The organism is Kaistella soli (assembly GCF_019038595.1).
Lineage (GTDB): Bacteria > Bacteroidota > Bacteroidia > Flavobacteriales > Weeksellaceae > Kaistella > Kaistella soli.
In genome coordinates this window covers 110,245-134,211 of record NZ_JAHOPF010000002.1, presented here as the reverse complement: position 1 = coordinate 134,211, position 23,967 = coordinate 110,245, and the positions used below count along the sequence as shown (strand labels likewise).

The following is a 23,967-nucleotide window of genomic DNA, read 5'->3' as shown; positions in this document are numbered from 1 at the left end:
CAAGAATTAGACAATTATCCCGCTTTTACTTTTCCTGCTTCGAGACTGGCTTTCAGCTGTGCCATTAAATCTGTTGCTTTTGCAGAAACTTCCTTCTTGGTTTCCACTTTTTTGGTTTTTCCTTTGGCTTTGGCTTCAATGATTTTCATTAAATCATCGTTGTAGGTGTTTTTATATTTTGCAGTATCAAATTTCGTCGCGCGTTGCTTGATCAGGGATTCAGCCATTTCGAGTTCGTCTGCACTCGGGTTTTTTGCGCCCGGTATTTTTAAATCTTCAAAACTGCGGAGTTCTTCTGGGTACCGCATACGGTTGACCATTAAAATTTTTTCCTGATATGGACGCACGAGACAGAGAATTTCTTTTTCCCGAAGAATAAAAGTTCCAATGCCCGCCATTTTTGTTTTTAAAAGGGCTTTAAGCAATAATTTATAAGCTTCTTCGCCGTTTTTCTGAGGTTCCAGAAAATAGGAAGACTCAAAATAAGCACTGTCAATTTCATTAATGTCGACAAACTGCTTAATGTTGAGCATTTTGGATTTTTCCGGATTTACTTCATCAAAATCTTCCGGAGTAAGCACGACGTAACGGTCTTCGAGTTTGTAGCCTTTCACAATGTTTTCCCATTTCACTTCTTTTCCGGTTGTGGCATTCACTCTTTTAAACTGTATATTCGAAAGGTCATCTTTATCCAGCATATCCAAATCGAGATTACTTTCGCCTGTTGCGGAATAAAGTTTGATAGGAATATTTACCAGCCCGAATCCTATGGATCCATTCCAAATTGCTCTCATAATGTGTGGTTTATTTTTTAAAAGCCATCAAAAATTCGTCCAAAAGGAATGTTGGTTTTATTAAACTCCCTAACTTTAATCAAAATATTAGATCATGAAAATCGCAACTTACAACGTAAACGGTGTCAACGGAAGGCTTCCTGTTTTGCTTAAGTGGCTGCAGGAATCTCAGCCGGATATTGTGTGTCTTCAGGAACTGAAAGCGCCTCAGGAAAAATTTCCGGAAGCTGAAATTCTTGAAGCAGGATATCATTCAGTCTGGCTCGGACAAAAGAGCTGGAATGGAGTTGCAGTCTTATCAAAACTGGGAAAGCCAATAGTTTCCCGAACTGACCTTCCGGGCGAAGAGGAAGTGGAAGCGAGCCGTTATCTTGAAGTGAAAATTAAAGATTTAATTATTGCATGCATTTATCTGCCGAACGGAAATCCGGTTCCGGGACCGAAATTCGATTATAAAATGCGCTGGTTTGAAAGATTGGATGCACATGCGGAAATGCTTATTACTTCAAATAAAAAAGTTCTGCTCATCGGCGATTTTAATGTAATGCCGACGGAAAAGGATGTTTATAAACCGGAGAAATTTAAGAATGATGCGCTGTTTTTACCGGAAGTCCGGGATGCGTTCCATAATTTAATCAGTCAGGGGTGGACTGACGCATTGAGACATTTGCATCCGGATGAGGAAATATATACTTTTTGGGATTATTTCCGGAATGCCTACCAACGAAACGCAGGTTTAAGAATTGACCATTTTCTCCTTTCCACTGAAGTGGTACCGCATCTGAAAAAAGCTGAAGTAGATAAATTTGTCCGTGGCTGGGAAAAATCAAGCGATGACGCTCCGGTATGGATAGAGCTGAAAATCTGATATAATTCATTCTCACATTTCTTTTGATTTTCAGTAACTTTAGGTATTAGAATTCAATACAATGCCTTTTAATATTCCCGAACATTTAACCGGCCTAAACGATGCGGAAGTAAAACGCTCACAGGGAGCAAATGGTTTTAATCAGATGCATACGCCGAAGAAAAGCAACTGGCTCAATCTTCTGATTGATATCGTGAAAGAGCCGATGCTTATTTTACTCATTGTTATCGCACTGATTTATCTGGCAGTAGGAAATTACGGTGAATCGCTGTTTATGCTCGCGGCCATTATTCTGGTTTCGGGCATTTCCTTTTATCAGGATAATAGAAGTAAAAAAGCTCTGGAAGAGCTTGAAAAACTGAATGAACCTTTAAGCAAAGTCATTAGAAATTCGAAGATTACAGAAATTCCCACGCATGAGATTGCGGTAGGGGATTTGTGCATCACTGAAGAAGGAAAAATGATCAACGCGGACGGCACAATCCTTCACAGCAACGACTTTTCTGTCAATGAATCTTCCCTCACCGGAGAAAGTTTTTCTGTATTTAAAGACAGTTCATCAGAAGATTCCAAGGTTTATAGCGGAACTTTAACCGCTTCGGGACTTGCCGTTTTTAAGGTGGAGGAAATCGGAAAGAAAACAAAACTGGGCAAAATAGGCGAATCCCTCATCAATATCAGGGAAGAGAAATCACCGTTACAGCTGCAGATCGAAAAGTTTGTAAAATCAATGGCCGTTATTGGGATTATTGTTTTTCTGCTCGTATGCGGCGTTAATTTTTATCATACCCAGAATATTGTAGATTCTTTATTAAATGGTCTTACGCTGGCAATGTCGATACTTCCGGAAGAAATTCCTGTTGCATTTACCACTTTTATGGCGTTGGGTGCCTGGAAGCTAATGAGAGAAGGAATTATCATTAAAAAGAGCAGCATTGTAGAAACTCTGGGAAGTACGACAGTGATCTGCACTGATAAAACCGGAACAATAACCGAAAATTCAATGCACCTGAAAACAGTGTATGATTTTAAAACGAACCGGAATTATTCCGATAAAGAATTTAATAATCAAAATATCTCTGAGCTCATCAGTTACGCGATGTGGAGCAGCGAGCCGGTTCCTTTTGATCCTATGGAAAAAACGCTGCATCATGTTTATGCAGAAACACAGGAAAAGGATTTACGGAAAGATTTCTGTATGTTTCACGAATATCCGCTCGACGGAAAACCTCCGATGATGACCCATCTTTTTGAGAATCCCCACGGCGAACGAATTATTGCTGCAAAAGGTGCTCCCGAAGCGATCCTGAATGTCTCAAGGTTAACGGAAACTGAAAAAAAACATTTAGAAAAACGTATTGAGGATTTCGGGAAAAAAGGTTACCGTGTTTTAGGCGTAGGAAAATCAGATTTTAAAGGAGCAGACTTTCCCCAAAAACAGCAGGAGCTTTCTTTTGAATTTCTGGGCTTTGTCGTTTTTTATGATCCGCCAAAAAAAGGAATTCAGGATGTTTTCCGTCAAATTTATGAAGCAGGAATTCAGGTGAAAGTAATTACCGGAGACAATGCTGAAACAACCAAAAGTATTGCCGAACAGGCAGGAATTCATCACAGCGGAATTCCTGTAAACGGTGCTGAAATAACCCGTTTGTCAGAAGGTGATTTAATGAAAACCGCAGCAGAAAAGGTTTTGTTTACAAGAATGTTTCCTGAGGCTAAACTTGAAGTCATCAATGCTTTAAAGAAAAATGGGGAAGTGGTTGCCATGCTTGGCGATGGGGTAAACGACGGGCCTGCATTAAAATCAGCGCACATTGGAGTTGCAATGGGCGTTAAAGGTACCGAAATTGCAAAAGCTGCAGCCTCTTTAGTGCTGACTTATGATGATTTGGGAAAACTCGTCACAGGAATTGCGGCAGGCCGCAGGATTTACACCAATATCAAAAAAGCGGTGCAGTATATCATTTCCATTCACATTCCTATCATTCTTACGGTATCGCTTCCGCTGTTTTTGGGTTGGGCGTTTCCGCAGATTTTTACGCCGGTTCACGTTATCTTTTTGGAGCTGGTGATGGGACCTACCTGTTCCATTGTGTATGAAAATGAACCGATGGAAAAAAATACGATGCTTCAAAAGCCGAGACCGATGTCAGAAACTTTTCTTACCTGGAAGGAATTGATTTTAAGTGTCATTCAGGGATTGATTATCGCTGCCGGAGTAATGTTTATTTATCAGTTCACTTACCGAAACGGCGGAAATGAGGAAACTGTTCGGGCGATGGTTTTTACCACCTTAATTTTTGCGAACATCCTGCTCAGCCTTGCAAACCGTTCTTTTTATTATTCGATGTTTGAGAGTTTCAGGAATAAAAATAATCTGATGGTTTATGTTACGGGAGCAACTGTTATTCTGCTTGCCATCATGCTTTATTACGAACCGGTAACTCAGTTTTTTAAGCTAAGTGCATTAAATGCAGAACAATTATTAACTGCTTTATCTGTGGCTGTTATTTCTGTGCTTTGGTTTGAGATTTATAAACTGATCAGAAGGTCATTTAATAAATGAAATCACGAATTAAGTTTTGATTTAATGGAAATAAAAACGTTCACCAAAATGATGAACGTTTTTTTTATGATTGCAAAATTATTAATCCAAACCGCCTTTTCTGGTCGGTTCTTTCACTTCCGGCCATTTCATTGGTTCGCCGGTTCTGGAATCAATGGGAAGTTTGCTTCTTTCAGCAGAAGATTTTTCAGGATCTTCGCTGGCCATATACGTCAGGATCGCAATAAGTGCTACGTTGCTTTTTACGTCATCAAAAACAATTTTATCGTAAGTATCGCGATTGGTATGCCAGGTGTAATTACCATAACTCCAGTTGAGCGATCCGAGCATAAATGCAGGCGCACCCGCCGCTACGAAAGAAGCATGATCAGAACCGCCACCACCGGGAGTTCCCGGGAAGGTAGTTTTAATATCTTTGGTAAGCTCACTTGGAACGGCACTAAGCCAACGGCTTAAATAATCATAAGAATTCAGAAAGCCCTGTCCGCTGATATTTGCAATTCTTCCGGTACCGTTATCCTGATTGAAAACAGCCTGTACTTTTGGCATCTGGTCTCTGTGTGCGGACACATAACCGCGGGAGCCGTTAAGTCCCTGTTCTTCACTTCCCCAAAGACCGACAATAATGGTTCTCTTAGGGTTTGGGTATAATTTTTTGATAATTCTGGCAACTTCCATCATGGTGATGGTTCCTGTTCCGTTGTCAGTAGCACCGGTTCCGCCGTCCCATGAATCAAGGTGGGCAGAAAGGATGATGTATTCATCAGGTTTTTCAGAACCTTTAATTTCCGCAACGGTATTAAAAGTCGGCGCCATTCCTTTGTCTTTGGAGTTGGCCTGAATTTTCAGTTTCGGTGTGGTTCCGTGCTGCAGCATTCGGTAAAGCTGGCCGTAATCTTCAAGAGAGATATCAACAGCCGGAATCTTTTTTGTTCCGGCAGCAAATATTTTGTTCACTCCAAAACCTCTTGACCAGGTAGAAGAGATAATTCCGGCAGCGCCGGCTTCTTCTAATTTTTTATTCAGGGTTCTTGATGTCTCCCCGGTATTCTGAATGCTTTTTCTCCATTGCTCTGATTCTGCTTCCGCATTCTTTTTCATTTTTTCAAAAGACTCGGGCGTCGCAAATTCTTTCCAGTTGTATTCCGGTCTGCCGGATGATTGGTATTGTGAAACCATTACCAGTTTTCCTTTCACTTTTGAAAGCCATTTGCTGAATTCTTCTTTGGATTTAAATTCCGGCAGCATTATTACTTCAGCAGTAAGACCTTTTGATGATGTTGCGGGACTGAAAGCAAGCTGCATTCCTTCTAAAGATTTGGTGTAAGGATGCACCATTTCTATGCTTGAAGTTCCTCTTTCCCAAGATTTCCATTCTCCCCACTGCTCATTTTTCGCATCAATTCCCCAGTTTTGGAAGCGCTTTACCGCCCAGTCGTGTGCCTGCTGCATTTTCGGGCTTCCGACCAACCGTGGACCGATTTCATCTGTTAATTCATAGGCAAGATGTTCAAGCTGAGAGTTTTGGTAGGTTTCCTCCATAATAGATTTTACCATCTGGTCTTTCGTCTGGGCATTTAATCCGACTGCAAAAACCGTTGATACCATCAGTACCTTCGCGTAATTCTTCATTATATTAACTTTTTTTGTGAAGATAACAAAATTTATGAAATCACGGAAAAGGACACTGGCACAGAAATTTTCCAATAGAACCATTATCAAAAAAAAAACCGGAAGAATAAATCCTCCCGGCTTTGACCGAAGTCGCTACTTAAAATAATTAAGCCTATTTTTTGATCACTTTATGAGTGGAAGTTTTTCCGTCCTGCGTAATCTTCATGATGTACATTCCTGTTGGCAAATTCTGAACGTTGACCGCGCTTTCGGACTGATTGCCATCTTTAACAATTTTTCCGTCTGTGGAAATAAGTTGATAGCTGTAATCTCCTTTAGCATTAATGTTCAACACATCTTTTACCGGATTAGGATAAACATTTACGTTTTCAACAGTGTTTCCAGCTAATGAAGAAACAGTTCCTGCAGGTTTAATGTTTAAGGTATAATCTTCAACCTGTCCGTAAGAGAAGGTTTCACAGGAAGTTGGGATTCCATTATACTTCATGGAAACTCTCATTCTGGTGTTGCCGGTAAGCGCAGTTGCAGGAATTGTGATTGATCCTGAAACCGGCGTCGTTTTGGAAGCAGCTTTTGTGAAGACGGTTTCTCCAGCATCAGAAAAATCTCCATCTCCGTTATAATCTATAAAGACCGCATAGCCTTCATTGTAAGTTGTGGAAGTCCATTTCGGAGTAATGGTAATGGTGTAAGCAGTTCCCTTATTTACATCCGCAATCTGAGCTGTGAAATCTTCATAACCTGCAGTTCCGGTAGAAGTATTATTAATGGTTCCGAAAACTACTTTGTTGATTTTTTCATCAGATGTAGAATTTCCTTTTGAAGCACAGTAAGCAACCGGTGGAGTGGTACCAGATCCTGTAGTTACGGATAAAACGTTACTTGCTGCGGAAGCATTTCCTGCTGCATCTTTTGCTTTTACAGTGAAGTTATAGGTTGTAGAAGCTGTTAAGCCAGTAATTGATGCAGAAGTTACTGCTGTATTTCCTAATAAAGTTGCGCCGCTGTAAACATCATAACCTGTTACACCAACGTTATCAGTAGAAGCTGACCAGCTTAAATTAGTCGCCACAGAAGTTGTTCCGCTTGCAGTAAGATTGGTCGGAGCAGAAGGAGCAATCGTATCCGTAGAAGTTCCACCGCCGGAATATGCTGTTCCTAAACCAACTGCGTACAATGCGTTTTGGGTTGCGATTGCTTCAGGGGAATCTGCGCCGTATAAATCTTTTGCAGACTGAATTGCATAGGTTAAAACACTTGCATAAGTTGATGTAGAAGAAAGGTAAGAAGTTTCCATTCTGTAGATGATCTTCGCAGATTTATCAAAACCGATTCCGGTTACAGAATAAGAATTTCCCTTGTCATTCGTTCCTGTTTTTCCCTGAGTCAAAATATAGAAGAAATGGTTAAGAACTCCACTGTTGTAGTGAACGCCGCACTGGTCATTATTGTTGGTCGGTGTACAACTGCTTGTTGCAGCTTTCCAGTTTGTTCCTAAATAGGTATCCGGTTGTGCACTTAATCCGGATTTCGGATTGCTCATTGATCTTAAATATCCCGGAGCAGTTTTCGTGATATCTTCACCGATTAAGAAATTCTGTTTGGTCGGTGCAAAAGCATTTTCCACTACAGATCCCCAAATATCAGAAAGACCTTCATTCAGCGCGCCGGATTCTCTGGAGTAAACCAGGTTTGCAGAATATTCGCAGATTCCGTGTCCCAATTCGTGTGCAGTTACATCTAAAGAAGTTAACGGTGCAAAAGTGGAGGCTCCGTCACCGTAAACCATTTCTGTTCCTGACCAATACGCGTTTTCGTATGCGGAACTGTAATGAACGTAACTTTTCAGAGCACCTCCGGAATTATTGTAACTGTTTCTGTTGAAGGTGTTTTTAAAATAATCATACGTGCTGGAGACTCCCCAATGTGCGTCTAAAGCTGCATTATCAAACGCTGCGTTGTTAAATTCAGCAGCAGTCCAGTTATTATCAGCATCGGTAAAATCGGTTGTTTTTAAAGTCGTTCCTTTTTTTAAATTATAGGTAAAAACGCCACTCCCACGGGTTGCATCGCGCAACGTATAATTGGTCCCAACTAAAGTTGTAGAAATAGTTTTTGAGCCGCTGTATCTTGTAGCCGCAGTGCCATCAACCAAAGCTAATTTTGCAGCTTCAATGTCTGAACTTTTTTCAATATGTTCATTATGAGCTGCAGAATCTCCGAAAATTCCTTTTGCATGTTTAATGATCGCGTCGGTCATCAGAATTTTTCCATCCAAAGCATCTACATAAACATATTCTCTGCTTAAAGGCTGGGCGGCATAAATATCAAATTTATAAGCCAGTAATAATTTGAATGAACCGTCATTTTGCTCAATTGGAACGAGAACCAGTTCGCCTTGCGGTTTGTTATAATTGTTTTCTTTAGCGTATTCTGCATCTTCCCACATGTATTTTTCGGCACCGGTATGTTTAAGGGCAGAATTTAAAGCTGAAGAAGCACTTAATGCAGGTTGGGTAGTAACATCAGTAATCGGGAAAATATTTCCGGATAAACTTGCCACTTTTCCATTTTGAGAATGCGTAGTATACACTACATACTGAACTTTTATACCGTCGTAATAAAGCTGGAATTTTTCGTCAACGAAAGAACTCGACGGATCAAGCTGAGTCTTGACACTTTGTAAACTTGCCCTCGAGTCAAGGTTCAGGCTTTGTTTTAAAATTTCATTTATGTTTGCTGATCTGGCGCTCAGTCCACCGTTAAAGGTGATCAAATCAACTCTGCCATTGGTGTCAATGTTTCTTTTACTCACAAAATCCTGTGCTGAAACCTGACCCGCAATAAGCAGCATTATTAATCCTGCAGAAAATATATGTTTTTTCATAAGACAATATTTATTTAATAATTTGATCAAATGTAAATAAAATTGCAATACAAAAAATAAATCAGCAAATTATTTTTGAAAATTTATTTATAAGGCGTATTAAGTAGTTTATTCTTAAGTAAATAGATTTTTTATGACATTAACCTCAACGAAGTAATATTTAGGAAAACTTATTTATTGCATAATATCATTATGTTTTCCTAAATGAAATTTAATAATTATTGCGAAAATAGGAATACAGCGTCTTTTCTAAGCATTTTGAAAATCAATATTTATTTTGAAATAAGATTCAGAAATTCCTGTTCGTCCAAAATTTCTATCGAGCCGATTTCCTGGGCTTTTTTCAGCTTGCTTCCGGCTTTTTCGCCAACGACCAGATAATTGAGATTTTTGGAAACTGCAGAAATATTTTTACCGCCATGTTTTTCCACCATTTCTTCGGCATCATCACGCGTGAAAAGAGAGAGTTTCCCGGTGAACAGAAAAGTCTTGTTTTCAAGGACGTTGCTTAAAACTTCGCTGGTGTTTTCGCCTCTTTCCAGCTGAACACCATAGGATTTCAATCGTTCTACCATCAGAATATTTTCGGAGTTCTGAAAGAATGCGATGATGCTGTCCGCGATTTTACCGCCGATGTCTTCTACCTGTACTAGTTCTTCCGCAGTAGCCTTCCGGAGATCATCTATGGAATTAAAGTTCTTTGCCAGTTTCTTTGCAACGGTTTCGCCAACATGTTTAATTCCGATTCCGAATAATACTTTCTCGAAAGGAACGGTCTTCGATTTTTCAATTCCGTCAATGATATTCTGTGCAGATTTTTCAGCCATTCTTTCCAGCGGGAGAAGCTGTTCTTTGGATAACGCATAAAAATCGGCAGGATTTTCAACCAGCTTTTCGCGGTAGAGCTGCTCGATCGTTTCGCTTCCAAGGTTTTCGATATTCAGTGCCTTTCGGGAAACGTAATGTATCATTCTACCTACAACCTGCGGCGGGCAGTGCAGTTCGTTCGGGCAGAAATGAATCGCCTGATCCTCAATTTTAATGAGTTCGGTGCCACATTCCGGGCAGTTTTTTATGTACTCGATTTCTGGATTTTCAGTGTTTCTTTTTTCAAGATTTACCCCTACGATTTTCGGAATAATTTCGCCTCCTTTTTCGACATACACAAAATCGTGCTCATGAAGACCCAGTTTTTTGATGATATCTTCATTATGCAGACTTGCTCTTTTAACAACTGTTCCGGCCAGCAGAACAGGTTTCAGATTGGCAACGGGAGTGATAGCGCCCGTTCTTCCGACCTGGTAAGTAACGGCCTGCAGTTCGGTTTCCACTTTTTCGGCTTTGAATTTATAAGCCATCGCCCAGCGCGGGGATTTTGCGGTATATCCTAAATTTTTCTGCTGAGCCAAATCATTCACTTTGACGACAATTCCGTCGATATCGAAACCAAGTTTGTGTCTTTCAAGATCCCAAAAACTGATAAATTCTTTTACTTCGTCCAGCGTTTTACAAAGTTTTGCCTGTTCTGAAATATGAAATCCCCAGGATTTTGTTTTATGAAGAAGTTCCCAGTGAGTCTTAGCCGGAAATTCAGCAGAAATATACTGATACAGCACCGATGAAAGACCGCGTTTTCTTACTTCCGCAGAATCCTGTATTTTTAAACTTCCGGAAGCTGTATTTCTTGGATTCATAAACGGATCCAAACCTTCTTCCTCGCGTCTTATATTGATTTTATTAAAGTTTTTTCTGGTCAGATAGATTTCACCGCGTATAAAAAACCGCTCCGGGAAATCACCGTGAAGCTGCATGGGTATTTCAGAAATCGTTTTCACGTTTGCAGTGATTTCATCTCCCTGAAAACCATCACCGCGCGTCACAGCTTCTTTCAGTTTGCCGTTTTCGTACAGAATGGAGATTGATGCGCCATCATACTTGAGTTCCGCAACAAATTCCACTGGTCCGTTCACAGTTTTCTGTACTCGGTTTTCCCAGTCTTCAAGGTCGTTGAAATCGTAAGAATTATCCAGAGAATACATCCTGAACTGATGCTGAACGGTCGGAAAATTTTTGGTGATTTCCCCACCGACACGTGAAGTAGGAGAGTTGCTGTCGTAAAACTCGGGATGTTTCGCTTCCAGATCCTGAAGTTCCTTCAATTTCAAATCAAATTCAAAATCTGAAATGGTAGGTTCATCCAAAGTATAATAGCTGTAATTGTGCTGATGAAGTTCTGTTCGGAGTTCTTCTATTTTTTGCTGAATGTTTTCGGGCATCTTAAGGAGGTTTGCACAAAAATAATTAAATGAATCCGGATTTCTAAAATTATAACTGCATTTTTGAATATATCAGCTCAATGATTAGTAATTCAAAGGCTTGAATTTGATATACGCTTCTGCAACTCTAAGAAAAGTGAAAATACTGGAAATTAATCTTAATTTTATGAACAAATTATCAGCAATGTTACTTTTTGCCACAGCTGTTTTTTCCGCGCAAACCAAAATTATTGCGCACAGAGGCTTCTGGAAAACCGAAAATTCGGCTCAGAATTCAATTTCTTCTTTGCAGAATGCACAGGAACTTAAAGTGTATGGATCTGAATTTGATGTGCGGATGACGAAAGACGGTAAACTGATCATCAATCATGACGAAAAGTTCAACAGTTTGGAAATTTCTGAATCCGACTGGTCGGAAGTGAAAAAGCAAAAACTTCAGAACGGGGAGAAAATCCCAACACTAAAACAGTACTTAAAACACGGCGGAAAAGATTCTTCAGTAAAACTGATTATTGAACTTAAGCCTGCAAAAACCTTAGACCTCGAAATCGAAATGGTGGAAAAAGCATTGAAAGAAGTTAAACGTCTGGAACTTTTTGGGCAGTGTGAATTCATTTCTTTCAGTTTAAATATCTGCAAAGAAATAAAGAAACGCAATGGAGAGGCAGTGGTACAGTATCTCAACGGCGACCTTTCCCCACAGGAACTGGTAAAACTTGATATAGACGGTTTTGGCTATCACTACAAAGTTTTGCAGAAAAATCCGACCTGGATTCAGGAAGCCCAAAATCTAGGTTTAATAACAAACTCCTGGACGGTAAATGATATAAATATTTTCCTGGAACTTAAAAATTCCGGTATCGGTCACATCACGACCGATATTCCTCACCTTTTAAAAAATAACTAATATGCTTTTTTCTTAGTTCGTCAGCATTTCTTCAATTTTCTTTGACACTTTTTCAGCGTTAGGCAGCATTTCTTTTTCCAGAATAAGATTGATAGGAACCGCGGGCAGATTGAGTGAACCCATTGCTTCCACCGGAGCGTCCAAATATCGGAAACAGTTTTTAGAAATACGGTGAGCGAAGGCTTCAGCAAATGAATTGTTGAGTTGCTCTTCCGTTAAAACCAAACATTTTCCATGGAGTTTTGCTCTTTCGAAAACCAATTTTTCATCCAGAGGAATTAACGTTCTTAAATCAATCACTTCCACATTTCCGGGGAAGTTTTTGGCGGCCTCTTTTGCCCAGTAAACACCCATTCCGTAGGTGACAATCAGCATGGTTCTGCCTTTCTCTGTTTCTGATGGATTGGCTTCAAGAATAATGTTTCCTTTTCCGAGCGGTAAAATATAATCTTCCGCCGGTTCGATGGTTTTGGCGTCTTCAGTTCCTGGTACTTTGCTCCAGTATAAGCCTTTGTGTTCGAGCATAATCACTGGATTGGGATCGTAATACGCTGCTTTCAGTAGGCCTTTGAAATCTGCCGCGTTGCTCGGATAAGCAATTTTGATCCCTTTAATATTGGCGAGAATACTTTCCACACTTCCGCTGTGATAAGGTCCGCCACCGCCGTAAGCTCCGATTGGTACACGGATGATATTGCTCACCGGAAATTTGCCGTTTGATAAATAATTTGATTTTGAAATTTCCGTAATCAACTGGTTGATTCCCGGATATATATAATCAGCGAACTGTACTTCAACGATCGGTTTTAAACCGACGGCGCTCATTCCAACAGTGGAACCGATGATATATGCTTCCTGAATAGCGGTATTGAAAACTCTTTTGTTCCCAAATTTTGCTCCCAGCGTAACAGCCTCGCGGAAAACACCGCCGATTCGTTCACCCACATCCTGGCCGTAAAGCAATGCTTCGGGATGTTTCCACATGATTTCCTGGATAGCGTGGATGGCAGCATCCACCATCACGATTTTTTCCTGGCCTTTTGGTTCGCGTTCACCCACTTCTTCGGTAATCGGGGTCGGGGCAAAAACGTGGTTTTCTACAGTTTCAGCTTTAGGATCTGGTGCATTGATCGCTTTTTGAAAAGCCTGTTCCGCTTCCAGTCTTGCTTTCTTTTCGATCTGTTTCAGCAGGTCTTCGCTGATGCCTTCATTAATCAATCTGTTTCTTAAAATATTTCCCGGATCCTTGGCGCGGTGTTTTGTAAGGTCTTCTTCATCTCTGTAAAATTCTCTCCTCACTCCTGAAGTATGATGGCCAATTAACACGGTTTTTGCACAGACGAGCATTGGTTTTCTTTCCGTTCTTACAAAATCGACTGCTTTTTTTATGCCTTCAAAGCTTGCCACAAAATCGGTTCCGTCAATCCGCATCCGGTTTAACCCGACAAAGCCTGCAGCGAAATCGTACGCGTCAGAAGTACGGGCTTCTTCTTTGGTAACGGAAATTCCCCATTCGTTATCCTGAATGAGAAAAATAATGGGGAGCTGATGCAGTGCAGCAAACTGAAACGCCTCCGAAACTTCTCCTTCTGTCACGGAATTATCGCCGAAACTGCATACCACCACAGGATTTTTCTCGTAAGTCTTTAAACCGAATTCCTGAATGTATTTAATACCCTGTGCAATACCAGTTGTAGGAATGGCCTGCATTCCTGTAGCCGAACTTTGATGAATAATCTTCGGAAGATTTTCTTCCAGACTGGACGGATGTGAATAATAAGAGCGGCCGCCGGAAAAGGGATCGTCGGCTTTTGCCAACAGCTGCAGCATTAAGCGGTACGGTTCAAAACCAATTCCCAGAAGTAAGCTTTCGTCGCGGTAATAGGGTGAAACCCAGTCTTCCCTGGTGAGCTGATAGGCTGTTGCAAGCTGAACGGCTTCGTGGCCTCGGGAAGTACTGTGAACATATTTGGTAATATTACGGTTTTCCTCGTAAATGTCGGCCATTGCTTTGGCGAGCATCATGTGGTTGAAAGCCTTTAATAAAATCTCCTCTGAAACGTTTTGTTTTGTGCCAATTTCCATAGTTAACAAAGATAAAAATTTTAGGGGAGTGGCAAAAACATTTGACTACAATTGGTTTTTAAGAAAAACTTTGCCAGAATATATATGAAGTTTTGTCGGATTCGCAGTTTTTAATACTGAATGCTCCAATAACGGATTTCAACATCTATTTTCCATACCGCAATTAATGGATTGAAATCTAGTCAAAAACGCAATTATATCTGTTAAATATTGAATACTATTGATTTTCCATGTTTTTATTTCTATATTTGGCCAACTTAAAAAAAAATTTATGAAAAAATTATTACTATCTGGATTTCTTGCATTAGGAATCGGTGCGAATGCACAAATTAACCACGTAGCAGATTTTGAAGAAGCAACAGATGTGGGCCAGTACGCTCAGTTTGGCGGCGGTACAATGACTGCAGCGGCTGCCTGTTCCGGAAGTTTTGGCGGACAGTTAGCCATTGGAGGGACTGTTTCCCAAACCGGCTGGATGGTTTTGGTAGACGTTCTTGAAGAGGAGTTCGGAAAACTTAACAACGGACAGGCAGTGGATGTGAACTTCAAGTACAAAAAAGCAGCGGGATCTAATGGAACCCTGTATGTAGCATTATTTACTTTCAATCCAAGCGGCAATAACTGGAGTATTGAATATATCGGTGCCGGCACTGCGCTGGGTACCGCCGCAATTACATCCTGTACAACAAAATCGGCAGTAATTCCTGCCGGTAAAATGCAGCCGGGAACCTCCTATGGTATTGGTGCATGGGTAGTAGGAAGTGCAGCCGGAAATATTTTTGTTGATGATATTTCTATGCTTCAGCAAGGTGTCAGCGCTGCTCCATCATGCACTTCATTCGTTGGACTTACCAATGGGGCAGTTTTACCAGCAGGTACTAACACAATCAATTGGGCAAGTGCGGATACAGCGGTAAACTATATTCTTACTGTAGGAACTACTCCTGGTGGCACGGATGTTTTCTCACAAACTGTAGCCGGTACTTCTCAAAACATTACGCTTAGTCCTAATACAACGTATTATGCGAAGGTTGTACCTAGCAACACGGAAGGTGAGGCGACAGGATGCCAGGAGGTTACTTTCAGTACAAACAGTACTGTTTCTTACTGTGGATTAACTACCAATCAGCCAACGGCAATTTTCCCGATTTCTTCAGTGAACTTTGCTGGAGTGACCAAAACTTCATCTGCGGCTTCAGGTTCGGTGCCACATTACGAAGATTTCTCAAGCACTATGTTTGAAGTGAAGAATAACGTAACCTCCCTACCATTAACTGTCTTGGGCGTAACCAACGCGAACCCTTTAAACGGATGGGCAATGTCTGTATTTATCGACTGGAATGGTGACGGTGATTTTGATGACGCAGGAGAATCTTACTTCAATACAACTCCTTCAATGATCAGAGTGGCAGGCGTTGCAACAAATCCGGTAACCTTGACTGGAAATATTACAATACCGGCAGGTACTACTTTTGGTCAGAAGAGAATGAGAGTGAAATATAACTTCTCGACTGCTACAATTCACCCTGCTCTGGAAACTGGCTGTTCCCAAATGGGTAACGGACAGGCTGAAGATTATACTATTGATTATAAGGAGTTCCTGGCGGTAGGAAACGTTGCTAAAACAGAAGTTTCTTTATACCCGAATCCATTTACTGATGTTCTGAAAATTTCAGAGATCAAAGGAGTGAAATCAATCAGTATCACTGACGCGTCTGGAAGAACTGTTCAAAATTTAGCACCTGCTGCTGAACTGCACTTAGGTCAGTTGAAATCAGGACTTTACTTTGTGAATTTAAAATACGAAGACGGAACTGTTAAAACAGTAAAATCAATCAAAAAATAATTGGTTTTAAACTATCAGGAAGGCGGCAGATTTATCTGCCGCCTTTTTTATTTTTATAATCTGAAATTCTAAATCATATGATAGCCATGTGTGAAATTTATTTAAGCCCTTTTTTAGTACTTAGGAACTTAAATGGCATTAAAATTTTCCTTATTCTATTTTCTACGATTGCAACTTTTTTCTAAAGAAATTTTAAACTAATTTTACCAAAATTCTTCCGAAAATGTATTTGATTTTTGATACTGAGACTACTGGTTTACCTAAAAATTTTAACGCACCGCTCACAGATTCAGACAATTGGCCACGAATGGTTCAGATTGCCTGGCAGCTTCATGATCAGAACGGTAACTTACTCGAAAATCAGGATTACATTATCAAACCTGAAGGTTATGATATCCCTTTTAACGCGACAAGAATTCACGGAATTTCAACAAAAATGGCCAGGGAAGAAGGTCGTGAATTAGCGGAAGTGCTGGCAGAATTTCAGGAAGTGCTGCAAAAGGCAAAAGTAGTGGCAGGTCACAATATCGATTTCGATTATAAAATTGTAGGTGCCGAATTTCACCGGAAAGAAATTGAAAATACCCTTGAAAAAATACCGTCCGCAGATACGATGGAACTCGGAACAGATTTCTGTAAACTTGGCGGCGGAAGAAACGGAAGATATAAGTCCCCAAAATTGGTGGAGCTGTATGAAAAACTCTATGGCGAAAAATTTGATGAAGCGCATAATGCCGCAGCAGACGTGAATGCGACGGCGCAGGTCTTCTTCGAAATGATGAGAATAGATGTGATTCCAGCTGAAAAACTGTTGATTTCAGATGCAGAATTACAGGACTTCATCAGGAATCATCCTAATCCTTTTCCACCTTTTGGTATCATTATCAGACGGCAGGTTGCGGACTCCAAAAAGAAAAAAACTGTCGATTTTGGCGATACGGATGAGATTGAAATCGGAGATTATTTCAATTTTCACAATCACAGTATTTATTCCTCGCTGCAGGCTTCTTCCCATATTTCCGACCTCATTAAGAAAGCCCTTCAGAATAATTTTGCTGCGGCAGGTTTGGTGGATTTGGGTAATATGATGGGCGCTTTCAAATTTGTTTCCGAAATCGAAAAAGCCAACGGTAATATCAAAAAAAACTATCAGGAATATTCAGAAAAGAAACTGAAAGCTGAAGAAAACGGAGAAGAGTTTAATGAACCTGAACCGAGGAAAGAAGCTCTGATTCCAATTATCGGCTGCGAATTTTATATATCGGACCGGCCGGAACAGAAACAGTTTACCAAAGATGATCCCGACCGCAGAACCAATGTAGTGCTGCTCGCAAAAAATTTTAACGGGTATAAAAACCTGGCTAAACTTTCAAGTTTGGGATATGTGAACGGGTTTTATTTTGGTGTTCCGAGGATTTCCAGAAAGATGATTGCTGAGTACAAAGAAGATCTCATTGCTTTAACTGCCGGTACTGCGGGTGATATTCCGAGTACAATTCTTGAGTTTGGAGAACAGAAAGGAGAAGAAATTTTCAAATGGTGGAAAGATACTTTTGGTGACGATTTTTATGTACAGATCCAGAATCATCAGGTAGAAGAAGAAGAGCACTTAAATGAAGTCCTTCTGGAATTCGCCGAAAAATATGATGCTAAAATTTTGGCTCAGAACGAAACATTTTACACCGAAAAAGCCGATGCCAATATTCAGGATATCCTGTACTGTATCAAAGACGGGGAGAAGCTTTCCTCACCTGTAGGAAAAGGTTTTGGTAAAAGAAGAGGGCTTCCTTCCACCGAATATTATATTAAAAACCAGGACGAACTCAAGCAGACTTTCATTCAGTTTCCCGATGCGTTTGAAGCGTACTCAGAGCTTTTGGTAAAGTTTGAACCCTACACTTTAAAACGTGATGTTTTACTTCCGGAATTTGATATTCCTGAAGAATTTTTAAGCGAGGAAGACAAAATTGATGGCGGAAAGCGTGGTGAAAATGCCTATCTCAGACATTTAACTTATGAAGGCGCATCCCAAAAATATGAAGAGATAACTGATGAAATAACAGAAAGACTTGACTTTGAACTTGAAGTCATCGCTAAAACCGGTTATCCGGGATATTTCCTTATCGTACAGGATTTCTGTAATGAAGCGCGGAAAATGGGAGTTTGGGTAGGGCCGGGAAGAGGTTCTGCCGCAGGTTCTGCTGTGGCTTACTGTACAGGAATTACCAACGTAGACCCCATTGAATATGATCTGCTTTTTGAGCGTTTCCTTAATCCGGAAAGGATTTCCATGCCCGATATCGATATTGATTTCGATGACGAAGGCAGGGATAAAATTATCAAATGGGTGGTTGAAAAATACGGAAAAACCAATGTAGCACAGATCATCACTTACTCGGTTTTAGGCGGAAAATCTGCAATAAAGGATGCCGGAAGAGTTTTGGATCTCTCCATACCGGAAACCAATAATATTGCAAAACTCATCCCTCCATCACCGGGAATGAATATTGCCAAAGCCTTTTCGAAATTCGATAAACTTAGTCCCGAAGATAAAGTTCTTGCACAGGAAATGAAAGATATTCTGGCTGATCCCAATGACGGACGGTTCGGAGTACTCTCAGCAGCTCAAAGAATGGAAGGCTGCATCAGAAATACAGGAATTCATGCCTGTGGGGTCATCATTACACCGGAAGATATTTCCAATCTGGTGCCGATTACGATTGCAGCGAAAGATCCGGATATCCTCGTTTCGCAGTTTGATAACTCCGTGGCTGAAAGCGCGGGCTTGCTGAAAATGGATTTCCTGGGTCTGCGGACGCTGACCATTATCAAACACGCTATCAGACTCATTAAAGAAAAACACGGTGTTGATATTGATCCTGATTTAATTCCGCTTGATGATCTTAAAACGTTTCAGTTATTTCAGGAGGGAAGAACGGTAGGGATTTTCCAGTACGAAAGTCCCGGAATGCAGAAATACATGCGAGAACTGAAACCGACAAAATTTGCGGATTTAATTGCCATGAATGCCCTTTACCGTCCGGGGCCGATCAAGTATATTCCAAACTTTATCAACCGGAAAAACGGTCTGGAAGAAACAGTGTACGATTTAGAGGAAACTAAAGAATATCTGGAAGAAACTTACGGAATTACGGTGTATCAGGAGCAGGTAATGTTGCTCTCCCAAAAGCTTGCTAATTTTACAAAAGGTGAAGCTGATACGCTGAGGAAAGCCATGGGAAAAAAGCAGAAAGATGTTCTCGACAAGATGTATCCCAAATTTATAGAAGGCGGCGAGAAAAACAACCTCGATGTCGATAAACTCAATAAAATATGGAAAGACTGGGAAGCTTTTGCGGAATATGCTTTTAATAAATCGCACTCCACCTGTTATGCACTGATCGCCTACCACACTGCTTATCTTAAAGCCAATTATCCGGCAGAATATATGGCGAGCGTGATGACGAATAACCTCAATAATACAAAACAGATCACCATGTTCATGGAGGACTGTAAAAGTATTGGCGTCGACGTTTTGGGGCCTTCTGTCAATGAGTCGCAGTATGAATTTGCAGTGAATGAAAAAGGGCAGATCCGTTTTGGGTTAGGTGCGATCAAAGGAATTGGTGAAGGACCGAGTGAAGCGATTGTCAACGCCAGAAAAAACGGAAGATTCAAAAATATTTATGACTTTTTCGAGAAAATTCCGTCTTCACAAATGAACAAAAGGGTAGCGGAGAGTTTGGTGGTTGCAGGCGCTTTTGATGAAGTCGACCGCTATCACCGGGCACAGTATTTTGACATTGACACCACAGGAAGAACTAATATAGAAAGACTCTTACGCTACGGACAGAGTTTTCAGGATAATATCAACGAAATTGAAAATTCACTTTTTGCCGATTTTGCTGATGAAGTGAAGATTGAGCCGCCAAAAATCAATCCTGCACCGGAATGGCAGAATATGCACATGCTGAACAAGGAAAAGGAAATTATCGGCTTCTATCTTTCCGCCCATCCGCTGGATGAATATAAATATCAGTTCCAGTTTATTCAGGGCGCTCTGAGCAAGAAAGAAATTCTGGAAGGAAAAAAGGACGAGGTTATTGAGCTGGAGAAAATAATTTTACCGGTGGAAGTGGCAGACGTTGCTGATGCAGACGATGATTTGGTGGATATTCCTGCAGAAATTTTCGATGGGGAAGAAGAGGCTTTAATTGAGGAGCCGCAGAAGAAAGCTGAACCTAAAGGAAGTTTCAACTTCCTGAATTTGGATGAAGTGGAAGCTTTTAAAGACGTTTTTGCCGGTCAGCAACCGGATTTATTTAATAATGAAAAACTTACCTGGAAGGAAAAACAGGCCCTTAAAAATAATACACCCGAATACATGGTCGCAGGTCTGGTAACAGAGTATGTCGTGAAAGACGGGAAAAACAGCGGGGAAAAAATCGCGTTTATAACGCTGGAAGATTACAGCGGAAGTTACGGTTTCCGTTTGGGTGACCGCGATTACATGAGACTGCGGGATAAAATTGATGTTCAGCGGTTTGTGATTTTTAAAATCAAATTCACGCAGGCTGCCGACGGACGCGTTTTTGTGAATGTTGCGGAAGTTATCGATCTGAAAGATGCTTTCGAAAAGTTTGCAAAAAAGATGACAGTAGTGGTGGATATTAATGATTTAAGAAAGGAGGATATTGAATTTTTCAAAGAAAATTTCGTTGAAAATCATGGTGAGCAGAAACTCAATTTCTATGTTAAAAATCCGCAGGACCAGTCAACTATTGAACTGATGTCAATGAAAGCGCATGTTGACATTAACGGCGGTCTTCTGGAAGTAATTCACGATATGCAGAAATACGAAGTGTTTCTTAATTAAGTGGATTAAAAATATATTCTTTTAAATACATAAAGAAACAGCAATTTTGATTGCTGTTTCTTTTTTTGCTTCACATAATCATAAATTATGTTAAATATCAAAAATGGGTGAAAACCACCATAAGTTGTTCATACAAAACTCCTAAATTCGCATTAACACAAAACACAAATAGTATGAAATCTGAAATTATTCTTTACGATAATTATTATCTCTACCTGGAAGCTTTTCCGTGTTTTCTGGATAAAAATGGCTTTACAGAGATGTATGATTATAAATCAACCGTTGAATTCAGTGAAATTGAAAACCTTGTATCAGAGGATTCTTCTGTTGTCATTATGAACATTGCAGCAGTAAGTATAAATGATGCGATGGAAGTAGTGGAGAAACTGCTCAGTCTGAATGAACACCTGAAAATTATGATCCTTTCACCGAACGCTGAAGTGAGAAATATTAAGAAGTTTTTCGACAAAGGAGTAAAGAGTTTTCTTACCAAACACACCCATGGTCATGAGTTTCTGAATGCTCTGAAAGAGGTGATGGACGGCAAAGTATACATCAGCGAGGAAACAAAAAATTCCCTCTATAATTTTATCTGCAATATTGATGATCAACAGGATAAAAAAGCTAACGGTATTGAAGATTTAACATCCAGGGAGATAGATGTGCTGCACCAGATCTGTGAAGGTCTGCGGAGTAAGGAGATCGCTGAAAGACTCTTCATCAGTAAACACACGGTGGAATCGCATAGGCGTAATATAATGATGAAACTGGATGTACACAATTCCTCAATGCTCGTGAAATTCGCGATGGATAACAGACTTGTCAACTGAAAAAACCACCGCAAGGTGGTTTTTATTTAAGCTATTTTCTTCGCTGCTTTCTTGTCTTTGGAATGATCCATCTTGCAGTCTTTGTGATTTTTCATGTCACAGGATTGTGCGGTTTTCTTAGCATCCATTTTGCATTCTTTGGCGTCTTTGCCTGTGCAGCATGCTTTCTTTGGGGCTTCCTGAGCGAAACTGAATGTGAAAGCTGTTATTGCTAACACTGAAATTATCTTTTTCATAATGTGCTGATATTGTTTAATTAATTGATGCTAAGTTAATAAAATTCTCTTTTCCAGCGGTAGAAAATAAATTGTTTTTAAAACTAATGGAGTGAATTGGCAACATTTAGGAATGAAATTCTGTTTAACCTGCTATTAAAAAATAAATCAATCAATCGTTTGATTTATTTAAATAATTGTTTACATTTGCACCCGCAAAAAATCATCTTAATTATGATTTCTAAGGAAGAGAATATATTAATTAACGCCGAAAAACTCTTTGCTGAAAAAGGTTTTGAAGGAACGTCAACACGAGACATTTCCAAATTGGCCAATGTGAATATTTCCATGATTTCTTACTATTTCGGCTCCAAAGAAAAACTTTTTGAGAAAATTTTCGAATTCCGAATGTCGGAAAGCCTGGCCTTCAGTAAAGTAGTTTTGGCCAACGAGAGCCTTACAGAATGGGAAAAGCTCAATACAGTAATCGACCGTTACATCGAAAGAGTAAAGAATCTTAAAACTTTTTACGTCATCATGCAGCGCGAACAGCTTAGAAATAAAAACCCGCATATCGTACACTTCCTGAATCAGTCAAAAATGGGATTTCTGGAAATCTACAGGCAATTGATCGATGCAGGATTAGAAAAGAAAATATTTTCCAAAAAACCGCGGCTGGAGTTTATTCATTCCACCATTTCAGGTACGGTTTTTACCGCTCTCAATACTTTACCGATTTACAAAGAGTATTTCAAAGGTGATGAGGCTTACGAAAACAATTACTTTGACGAAATAAAAATTCACATTAAAGACATTTTAAAATACCTCTTAGGTTATGATGAAAATAAATAATTCTGTTTTAGCGCTCTCCTTTTTAGCTTTAGGAATCGGTGCTTCTGCACAGGAAAAAAAATCGCTTACTCTGGATGAAGCAGTTCAGTTGGGCATTCAGAATTCAAAAAATCTGAAAATTGACGAGGCGAAAATTCAGCAGGCTACTGCGAATTATCTGGAAGCAAAAAACAGACGGCTTCCAAGCCTTTCCGCTTCTGCCAGTGCTTTAGCTTTAGCGAATGCTGATGTAAATCTGAAAATATCCCAGGGTCCAGGCGGAGGGAATTCCCCGAAAGCAAACTCTGCATTCTATGGTAATGTAGCGGGATCGCTGCCTCTTTTTTCAGGCGGACGGATTAAATATGGCATCCAGTCGGCAGAATATTTAGTTGAAGCTTCAAAATTAAGTTCCGAAAACGATAAAGTAGCAATCGCGTACAACGTTTCTCAGGCTTACAATAATCTTTTTAAAGCTAGTCAGGCGATTAAAGTTCTGGAAGAAAATCTCAGCGCATCCCAGAAAAGAGACCAATCCTTTCAAAAACTGGAAACCAACGGAATCATTGCAAGAAATGATAAATTGAAGGCTAACCTGCAGACTTCAAATATCGAGCTGCAGCTGCTGGAAGCACAGAACAATTACAGCATCGCCAACATCAATATGGATTTGCTTTTGGGACTTCCGGAAACCACGGAAATCGCTATAGACGAAAATTATATTTCTGAACTTTCTGCGAATCAGCCGGTTTCTTATTACCTGAATCAAGCCTCAGATAACAGAAAAGATTTACAGGCAATCGATTATCAGCGGAAAGCGGCAGCTTTGGGAATTAAATCTGCTAAAGCGGAAGCTTTACCAACAATTGCTTTAACTGGAGGATATATTGCGGCGGACATTCCAAAAATCTTAACGGTTTTAAATGCCGCCAATATCGGAATTGGAGTGCAGTACAACATCGATAATCTCTGGAAGAAGAACTCATCGCTGATGAAAGCTGAAGCGCAGGAAAAGCAGCTTGCTGCAACAAATGATCTCCTAAATGACCAGATAAAACTTGACATCAACAGAGATTACCAGAACTCTGAATTCGCGAAAAAGAAAATCGTTGTTTATGAAAAGGCAGCAACCCAGGCGAATGAAAATTACCGGGTAACTAAAAATAAATTTGATAACGGATTGGCAACAATTACTGAACTGCTTGATGCTGATGCCGGCCAGATTACCGCCAATGTGAACGTGGTAAACGCAAAAGCAGATGCCGCACTGGCTTACAGAAAACTGTTGCAGACTGCAGGAATTCTTTCTTCAAACTAAAAATATTCATAAAAAATATAAAGAACATCTATC

14 protein-coding genes are annotated in these 23,967 nt (G+C 40.1%); 8 read left to right on the top strand and 6 right to left on the bottom strand.

From position 1 onward, the window contains the following. Positions 1–14 precede the first annotated feature (14 nt). Positions 15–794 carry a non-homologous end joining protein Ku gene (ku, locus tag KSK37_RS03700; protein WP_217199541.1) on the bottom strand — a complete coding sequence of 260 codons (780 nt, stop codon included), beginning with the start codon at positions 792–794 and terminating at the stop codon, positions 15–17. Positions 795–888: 94 nt separating this feature from the next. Here ku and xth point away from each other — a divergent pair, with 94 nt between their 5' ends. Continuing rightward, complete coding sequence (xth, locus tag KSK37_RS03695; RefSeq protein WP_217199539.1) at positions 889–1,662, top strand: exodeoxyribonuclease III; 774 nt, start codon at positions 889–891, stop codon at positions 1,660–1,662. Between the two features lie 61 nt (positions 1,663–1,723). Then, on the top strand, positions 1,724–4,228 hold the full coding sequence (locus tag KSK37_RS03690) for a cation-translocating P-type ATPase (protein WP_217199537.1): 2,505 nt from the start codon (positions 1,724–1,726) through the stop codon (positions 4,226–4,228). 81 nt (positions 4,229–4,309) lie between these two features. On the opposite strand, the gene KSK37_RS03685 is transcribed toward KSK37_RS03690, so the two are convergent. The 3 genes from KSK37_RS03685 to ligA all read right to left on the bottom strand — a co-directional run bounded on the left by KSK37_RS03685 (position 4,310) and on the right by ligA (position 11,026). After that, positions 4,310–5,860, bottom strand: coding sequence for a M20/M25/M40 family metallo-hydrolase (locus KSK37_RS03685; RefSeq protein ID WP_217199535.1), 1,551 nt, complete (start codon positions 5,858–5,860; stop codon positions 4,310–4,312). 154 nt (positions 5,861–6,014) lie between these two features. Further along, positions 6,015–8,750, bottom strand: coding sequence for a M4 family metallopeptidase (locus tag KSK37_RS03680; RefSeq protein WP_217199533.1), 2,736 nt, complete (start codon positions 8,748–8,750; stop codon positions 6,015–6,017). 272 nt (positions 8,751–9,022) lie between these two features. Further along, positions 9,023–11,026 carry an NAD-dependent DNA ligase LigA gene (gene ligA / locus KSK37_RS03675; RefSeq protein WP_217199532.1) on the bottom strand — a complete coding sequence of 668 codons (2,004 nt, stop codon included), beginning with the start codon at positions 11,024–11,026 and terminating at the stop codon, positions 9,023–9,025. A 166-nt stretch (positions 11,027–11,192) separates the two neighbouring features. Between ligA and KSK37_RS03670 the strand changes: the two genes are divergently transcribed. After that, complete coding sequence (locus KSK37_RS03670; protein ID WP_246566213.1) at positions 11,193–11,933, top strand: glycerophosphodiester phosphodiesterase; 741 nt, start codon at positions 11,193–11,195, stop codon at positions 11,931–11,933. Between the two features lie 12 nt (positions 11,934–11,945). Here KSK37_RS03670 and KSK37_RS03665 read toward each other — a convergent pair whose 3' ends face one another. Further along, on the bottom strand, positions 11,946–14,018 hold the full coding sequence (locus KSK37_RS03665) for an alpha-ketoacid dehydrogenase subunit alpha/beta (RefSeq protein WP_217199531.1): 2,073 nt from the start codon (positions 14,016–14,018) through the stop codon (positions 11,946–11,948). A gap of 271 nt (positions 14,019–14,289) precedes the next feature. Between KSK37_RS03665 and KSK37_RS03660 the strand changes: the two genes are divergently transcribed. The 3 genes from KSK37_RS03660 to KSK37_RS03650 all read left to right on the top strand — a co-directional run bounded on the left by KSK37_RS03660 (position 14,290) and on the right by KSK37_RS03650 (position 21,570). Continuing rightward, a complete protein-coding gene (locus tag KSK37_RS03660) occupies positions 14,290–15,864 on the top strand; it encodes a T9SS type A sorting domain-containing protein (RefSeq protein WP_217199530.1) in 1,575 nt (524 codons plus the stop codon). Positions 15,865–16,087: 223 nt separating this feature from the next. Continuing rightward, positions 16,088–20,740 (top strand): DNA polymerase III subunit alpha, encoded by a 4,653-nt coding sequence (dnaE, locus tag KSK37_RS03655; RefSeq protein ID WP_217199529.1) that lies wholly within the window; start codon positions 16,088–16,090, stop codon positions 20,738–20,740. 173 nt (positions 20,741–20,913) lie between these two features. Further along, on the top strand, positions 20,914–21,570 hold the full coding sequence (locus KSK37_RS03650) for a response regulator transcription factor (RefSeq protein ID WP_217199528.1): 657 nt from the start codon (positions 20,914–20,916) through the stop codon (positions 21,568–21,570). 26 nt (positions 21,571–21,596) lie between these two features. Here KSK37_RS03650 and KSK37_RS03645 read toward each other — a convergent pair whose 3' ends face one another. Beyond that, on the bottom strand, positions 21,597–21,806 hold the full coding sequence (locus tag KSK37_RS03645; RefSeq protein WP_088360375.1) for a hypothetical protein: 210 nt from the start codon (positions 21,804–21,806) through the stop codon (positions 21,597–21,599). A gap of 213 nt (positions 21,807–22,019) precedes the next feature. On the opposite strand from KSK37_RS03645, the gene KSK37_RS03640 reads away from it, so the two are divergent. Together KSK37_RS03640 and KSK37_RS03635 are read left to right on the top strand one after the other, a co-directional pair. Continuing rightward, positions 22,020–22,637 carry a TetR/AcrR family transcriptional regulator gene (locus KSK37_RS03640; RefSeq protein ID WP_217199527.1) on the top strand — a complete coding sequence of 206 codons (618 nt, stop codon included), beginning with the start codon at positions 22,020–22,022 and terminating at the stop codon, positions 22,635–22,637. Then, positions 22,621–23,934 carry a TolC family protein gene (locus KSK37_RS03635; RefSeq protein ID WP_217199525.1) on the top strand — a complete coding sequence of 438 codons (1,314 nt, stop codon included), beginning with the start codon at positions 22,621–22,623 and terminating at the stop codon, positions 23,932–23,934. Before KSK37_RS03640 ends, KSK37_RS03635 begins: the two co-directional genes overlap by 17 nt. Positions 23,935–23,967: the final 33 nt, after the last annotated feature.